Here is a 6794-nt window from a genome sequence, read left to right on the forward strand (position 1 = left end):
TCTACCACCTCATCGTTTTTTGTCAGCATACTTTTCTAGCAATTTTGCATCTAATTTGTTTGTTTTTGCTAAGTTTCTAATAGCTTCACTATGATAAGGAAACTGAAGGAATTTTTAAGTAGTTTTTTTCGTTTCTATTGGATGACGTTATAACTTTTTTTCACTTTCGTCTGTCTCCTTTCCGTGTAGTGGGGCTGGTATAAGATTATCATGATTGACTTTACCCTTAAAATTTACTAAAATCTAGTTAACCTGGCATTCATGGATATAACATGTTAAGCACTAAAGAAAAAGTCACTTACTTTACCAAACTCAAAACTGGTGGAAGGTTTGCCATTTACACTTTTGGTATATATCTGGCGGCTACATTTACCATTGGCTGTTTAGGGTTGATAATAGGATCTTCTCTACTGACCTTTCCACTTGCTATGCTCATCTCTAATCCCGTAGTTTGGGTTTTAATGGGAATAGCTTTTGTAGTGGTATGCAAAGTAGCCGTTGAGCCTTTATATCGCTTAGTTAGGGAACTTAATGGAAAAAGAACGTCAAAGGTGGAAGGGGTTGAGCCACAAGAGTTGCAAGAGCAAGAGAATACTGTAGTAAATCAGAAAGAGCTAGATAAGGATAGTGGTATTGTGCCGGGTAGTGAACCCGGCTCAAAAAACAGTAGTCGTAGAAACTCTGCGGGTAGTGGCTTAGGTGGTAAAGAGTTTTATGAAAATTTGGATACTCTTGTGCATAAGACAAATAGAGAAAATTATACTTACTGGCTACAACAGCATGATATTGCCCATATTGCAAGAGCTGTATATAACTATTCAGAGAGTTCAGATGGCCATATATTCTTTTGTATTCCTGGTAATCTTGAATCCCTGAATGAAAGGTTAAAAGAATATAAAAATAAAGCAGAACGAGAGAATTCGAAAAGGATATTTACCTCAGTTATTAATTTGGGTAGTAATCATTGGGTAACGCTAGTTGTTGCATATAACTTGGATAATGAACAGTTTAGAGCTTATTATTGTGATTCTTTTAGCACTAATTTATCAAGTCCTGGTAGTAAACGTAGTAGCATAAAACTTGCAAATGAAGTTAAAGGGTTGATTTCTCCTCTCACTGAGCAAGCTAGCGAGTTGAATGCACAAGGAAGAAAAGAAATGGATAAAGATGTCCAAAAAACAGCACAAACGTGTCGGGACAAGAAAAATGAACTAGTTAACGTCCCAATAAATACTGATAACATAGTGAGCGCACTAGAGGAAATTTTGAGAATGGGAAGTGGCAATATAAAAAGCTCTAAAACTAAACAGCAAAGCGATGGATGCAACTGTGGCATATTTGCATTAGAAAATGCTCATAAAATTACACAAATGCTCATCGAAGGCAAATCATTTGACGAAATTAACAAAGAGTTATCAAAATATAAATTTAACTTAAATGGGAAAAGAAGAGAATTTGCAGAAGCACTTATGAATGATGAAAAATGGAAGGAAGATTTAAAAAACGGACTTTTATGTGATTTTTCGCCAGGAATGGCAACATCTATATCACCCACTTCAAAGATGCAGAATATAGGTCAGGTTTGTAACACTATTGCAATATATAGCACCCTATGCCCCTCCAAATAGGAAATCTAACTATCGATTCTCCGGTAATCTTAGCACCAATGTCCGGAGTGACTGATTGTCCATTTAGAAGTATTGTGAAGAAGCTCGGTGCAAGTTTGTTAGCCTCAGAAATGATAGCAAGCAGAGCTATGATTTTGCAAACTCGCCAGAGTATGCAAAAAGCAAAAGTTGATGAGTTAACTGCTGTGCAACTCGCTGGATGCGAGCCAGATGTTATGGCAGAGGCTGCAAAATTAAATGAGGACATGGGGGCTAGAGTTATAGATATAAATTTTGGTTGTCCAGTTAAAAAAGTTGTAAGCGGTTATGCAGGATCAGCACTAATGCGTGATGAAAAAAAAGCCGCTGAAATAATTGAAGCTGTAGTCAAGGCAGTTAATGTGCCAGTTACGGTGAAAATGCGCACTGGATGGAACGACGAGAACCGCAACGCTCCACGTTTAGCGAAAATCGCAGAGGATCTTGGAGCAAAAATGATCACTGTGCATGGAAGAACAAGGGCACAGCTTTATAACGGTCTAGCAGATTGGAAATTTATTAGAAATGTTAAAGAGCAAGTAAAAATCCCGGTTGTAGTAAATGGTGACATTAAAAATTTGAATGACATTCAAAATGCGCTCAAAGAATCCGAAGCAGATGGAGTAATGATAGGTCGTGGCGTTTATGGCAAACCCTGGTTGATTAATCAAGCAATGAACTTTCTAAGTGGGGGTGAAATTTCTGAGCCAACAGCCTTAGAGAAATTAAGCATCATACTTGAACACTATGACAGTATCCTTGAGTATTACGGAAACGACACGGGAATAAAGATGGCTCGCAAACACATAGGCTGGTATAGTAGCGGGGCTAAAAACTCATCTGAATTTCGTGTAAGAGTAAATAACATGACAGACAGCACGGAAGTAAAAGAAAACATAGTTAGTTTTTTTAGCCAAGGATATTAGACTGTCTAATAACCTGAAAAAAAATATTTCCCTCTGAGGACACAAACTGACACTATAGCTAATCAATCAACAGGTTTACAATAACTAAATTATCACTATTCTATAATTAACCAATAATCAACTTTTGCGTTTATGAATAAAAACTTGTCCACTAAAGTAATTGTTGTCGTTTTAGCTTGTTTATTAATCTTTATGGGAGTTGGCAACCTTCTATCAGATGACAGTAAAAAGGAGGAGTTAGCTAGAGTTGGAAAAGAAGTCATAACACTAGATGAGTATAAATCGCTATATCAAAATTACGGAAAGCAAATTTTTGGATCTAATGTTAGCGAAGAACAAGTGAAAAAACTGAAATACGATTTACTTAATGCACTCGTAGAGCAAAAACTATTGTTTAACCTGATGAATGACCTGGGGTTGGTAATTGGAGAAGAGTCTATAAAGGACCACATTAAAAATACTAAATACTTCCAAGACGATGAAGGTGAATTTGACAAAAGAAAATTTCATGAGACGCTAAACGCTCTACATATGACAGAAGGAGAATATGTAGCAAAGCTAGAGAAAATCCTACCTGTAATGATGTTTTTAACTTCACTGTTTAGAGATAATTATCCAGTAACTTTTGGCGAGAAAATTGATGAGCAGATATACAGAAATCGCCACCAAACCAGGGTAGTTGATATTGTTAAAATAACTAAAGATGCAGTTACAAATGTTCCCAAGCCAGATAATCAAACTTTACTTAACTTATATGAAAAAAATAAATCCCACTTTTATTATCCTGAATATCGAACTGCACAATATATTTCCTTAAACCAAAAACATTTTGAAGATCAAGTTCAGATCTCAGATGAGGAGGTTGATGATATAATAGAACAACAGAAACTTAAGGATCAAAGAGATATATTTAACCTAGTATTTCATTCTAAAGAAGAGGCCGAATCAGCAAGAAAAGCATTTGAAGAGGGTAAAATGAGCTCTGAGCAAATAGCGGAAGAGTTTGGTAAAACAAAACTTGAGGAAACCAGAATGAATAATATAACCAAGGATTTTCTACCAGAGGGTATGAGAGAAAAGGTATTTGCTCTCAAAGCAGGTGAAGTGAGCGCAGTTTTAACAAGCAGTTTCGGTTGGCACATAATAAAAGTGGAAAGTGTGCATCAAATTTCTAGTGAAAATTTAGCTAATTTAAAAAAGGACGTGAGATCAGTTTTAACCAACCGAAAGTCTTTTGAAAAAGTCAACGATTTCATGAATCAAGCAAATTATAAGATATACAATGCTGCAACAATTGAGGAAATATCCAGTGAATACAATTTACCTATACAAACCATTGGTCCAGTAGATGCAAGTGGAAAGGATCAAAGTGGTAATAGTGTAGAAAGTTCTAATGATTTGATTTCTTTTATCTTTTCTCGAGAAAAAGACCAGAAAAGTTATTTTAAGAACATTGAAGATGTCGTTGTCAGCGTAAAGGTCACCGATATTATCCCGCCTAAGCTACAAAATTTTGAAGAAGGCAAGGCATCAGTAGAAGACCTTTGGCGTGATGGATTTATAAAAGAGCAAATGTTTAAGATTGGGCAAGAAATTGCAGCTCAACTAAAAGAAAAAACAGATTTGGAGAAAACTCAAGGTTTAGAATTAATTAAAGATCAGCAGATACACCACAATGAAGCAGACCAACAAAATTACCCTTTTTCTTTTATAGAAGAGATTTTTAATATGAAGACAACTGACTTGGTAACAGACCCCTTTCAATATAATGACGAAGTTATAATAGGCGTTCTAAAAGATATGTATTCATCGAGTGGCAAATTAAACACATTTGATACTGGAAAACGCGTGATGATATCGCTAAAAGAGCAATTAATTAGCTATCTAGAATCAAAGTACAAGGTTGAAGTTAACAACGCTATACTTGATAATGTATAACCATAGGGCCTACCCTACCTCGAACGCATGATGTTATTCTAGTTTTAACTACTTGAATGACAAGTAAAGGGAAAATATAATAGAAGAAGTAATGCCATATCACTGCAAAATTTGGCATTAACTGATAATAGTTGGAATAGTTAATGTAAAGGGTTTTCTAAAGGCCTTCAACAATCCACTTTGTAAAATTCACAGGACCCATTAAAATATTTTTTTACATTTCATTATATATTCCTCAACATATTATTTTTAAATACTAATAATTATGGCTTTATTGATAGTTGAGTCGCCTGCGAAGGCAAAAACGATAGGCAAGTATCTAAGTAAAGAGTTCAAGGTAGCCGCATCTTTTGGACATGTTAGAGATCTGCCAGTAAAAAACGGTTCTGTTGATCCAGATAATGATTTTGCCATAAAGTATGAGATTATTGAAAAAGCAGAAAAGTATGTGAAAGAGTTGGCAAAAGAAGCAAGTAAAACATCAGACATATACCTTGCAACAGATCCAGATAGGGAAGGAGAAGCAATAGCTTGGAATGTGGTAGAGGCACTAAAGGAAAGGAAGGCAATCAGTGATAAAAGCCACATTTATAGAGTAGTTTTTAATGAGATAACAAAAAAGGCAGTGCAAGAAGCGATAAAGAATCCAAGCGAAATAAACATGGACTTAGTGCGCGCGCAACAAGCACGCAGAGCTTTAGATTACCTGGTCGGATTTAATTTGTCGCCACTTTTATGGACCAAATTGTCAGGAAGCAAATCTGCAGGGCGGGTGCAATCTGTTGCACTGAAGCTCATATGCGAGCGGGAAGATGAAATTAGTAAATTTGTAACACAGGAGTATTGGAGCATAAAGGCAGAAATGCAAAATAGCAAAGACGAAACGTTTCTTGCTGTGCTTAGCCACTATAACAATAAAAAGCTAGAAAAATTTGATATTAAAAATGAAGAGGAAGCAGAGAACTTAGTTGCGGAGATCGAGTCAAGGCAATATGCTGTAAGCACAGTAGAACGCAAGCAAGTCAAGAGAAATCCGCTTCCCCCATTTATTACTTCAAGTCTTCAACAAGATGCAGTGAATAAGCTTTACTTTAATGTAAAAAATGTTATGCGCATAGCGCAAAACCTATATGAAGGTATCGATATTGGTAGTGAAACTGTCGGTTTGATAACTTACATGCGTACAGATGGGTTTTATATTGCGGATGAGGCTATAAACTCAATCAGAGAGTTGATTAAGTCATTATATGGTGATAAATATTTACCAAAGTCTCCTCGTCAATATGTAAAAAAGGTCAAAAATGCTCAGGAAGCGCATGAAGCGATTCGTCCAACTGATATAAATAGAACGCCAGATAGTATCAAGGACTATTTAACGCCAGAACAATTTAAATTGTATGATCTGATTTGGGAAAGAACCATTGCAAGTCAGATGGAATCAGCGATCCTCGATCAAGTGATGGTCGAAATTAGTTCTACTGATCAGAAGGTAATTCTACGAGCAAGTGGGTCGAACATATTTTTTGATGGGTTCTATAAAGTTTATAGAGATAACGCAGATGATGAAGATGAGGGCATGCTACCTGTCATGAAAAAAGGTGAAGCGTGCAAATTGATTTCTGTTGATCCAAAACAACATTTTACTCAACCGCCACCACGTTATGGTGAAGCAAGCATTGTAAAAAAAATGGAGGAAATTGGCATAGGCCGTCCATCAACTTATGCAGCAATTATTTCAGTATTGCAAGACCGTGAGTACGTTACACTGGATAATAAAAGATTTATTCCAAGCAGCCGCGGTAAGATCGTTACCATATTTCTAGAAACCTTTTTTCAGCGTTGTATAGAGTATAATTTCACAGCACAAATGGAAGAAAAGCTTGATTTAATCTCAAATGGACGTGCAGATTGGAAAAAAGAACTAGGCTACTTTTGGGTGCCGTTTTTTAATCTTGTGAACTCTGTTAAGCAAATGACGCATGATGAAATTTTTAGTGGTATCCACAGTTTGGTAGTTGATTGGTTTTGTTCAGAAGAAGGAAAGGAAGAAATAGGCAAAAAATGTCCTAATTGTTCTGATGGCATATTGAAATTGAACTTTGGAAAAGCTGGAGTGTTTCTTGGATGTTCTAGCTACCCTGCATGCAACCATACAAAAGAAATTACAGGCAGTAATGACAACTCGGAATACCCAAAAAGTTTGGGTATAGACGATGTGACAGGGCAAAAGGTGATGATCAAAAAAGGCCCTTTTGGGTTTTATCTGGAGTTCAACAACGAGTCG

The 6794-nt window shown here is 36.1% G+C and carries 4 protein-coding genes; all 4 read left to right on the forward strand.

The window, feature by feature from the left end; all coding sequences use genetic code 11:
* Positions 1-272: 272 nt before the first annotated feature.
* The gene (locus IHO40_RS04610; protein ID WP_225536978.1) at positions 273-1628 is read left to right on the forward strand and encodes a hypothetical protein; all 1356 of its coding nucleotides are present in this window, start codon (positions 273-275) and stop codon (positions 1626-1628) included.
* Positions 1613-2572, forward strand: coding sequence for a tRNA dihydrouridine synthase DusB (gene dusB / locus IHO40_RS04615; protein ID WP_225536979.1), 960 nt, complete (start codon positions 1613-1615; stop codon positions 2570-2572). The genes IHO40_RS04610 and dusB overlap by 16 nt, the downstream gene beginning before the upstream one ends.
* A gap of 132 nt (positions 2573-2704) precedes the next feature.
* Positions 2705-4510 carry a SurA N-terminal domain-containing protein gene (locus IHO40_RS04620; RefSeq protein ID WP_225536980.1) on the forward strand — a complete coding sequence of 602 codons (1806 nt, stop codon included), beginning with the start codon at positions 2705-2707 and terminating at the stop codon, positions 4508-4510.
* Between the two features lie 265 nt (positions 4511-4775).
* A partial coding sequence (topA, locus tag IHO40_RS04625) for a type I DNA topoisomerase (protein WP_225536981.1) occupies positions 4776-6794 on the forward strand: 2019 nt, incomplete at its 3' end.

The sequence above is a fragment of the Wolbachia endosymbiont of Mansonella ozzardi genome, assembly GCF_020278625.1.
In the GTDB taxonomy this organism is placed as follows: domain Bacteria; phylum Pseudomonadota; class Alphaproteobacteria; order Rickettsiales; family Anaplasmataceae; genus Wolbachia.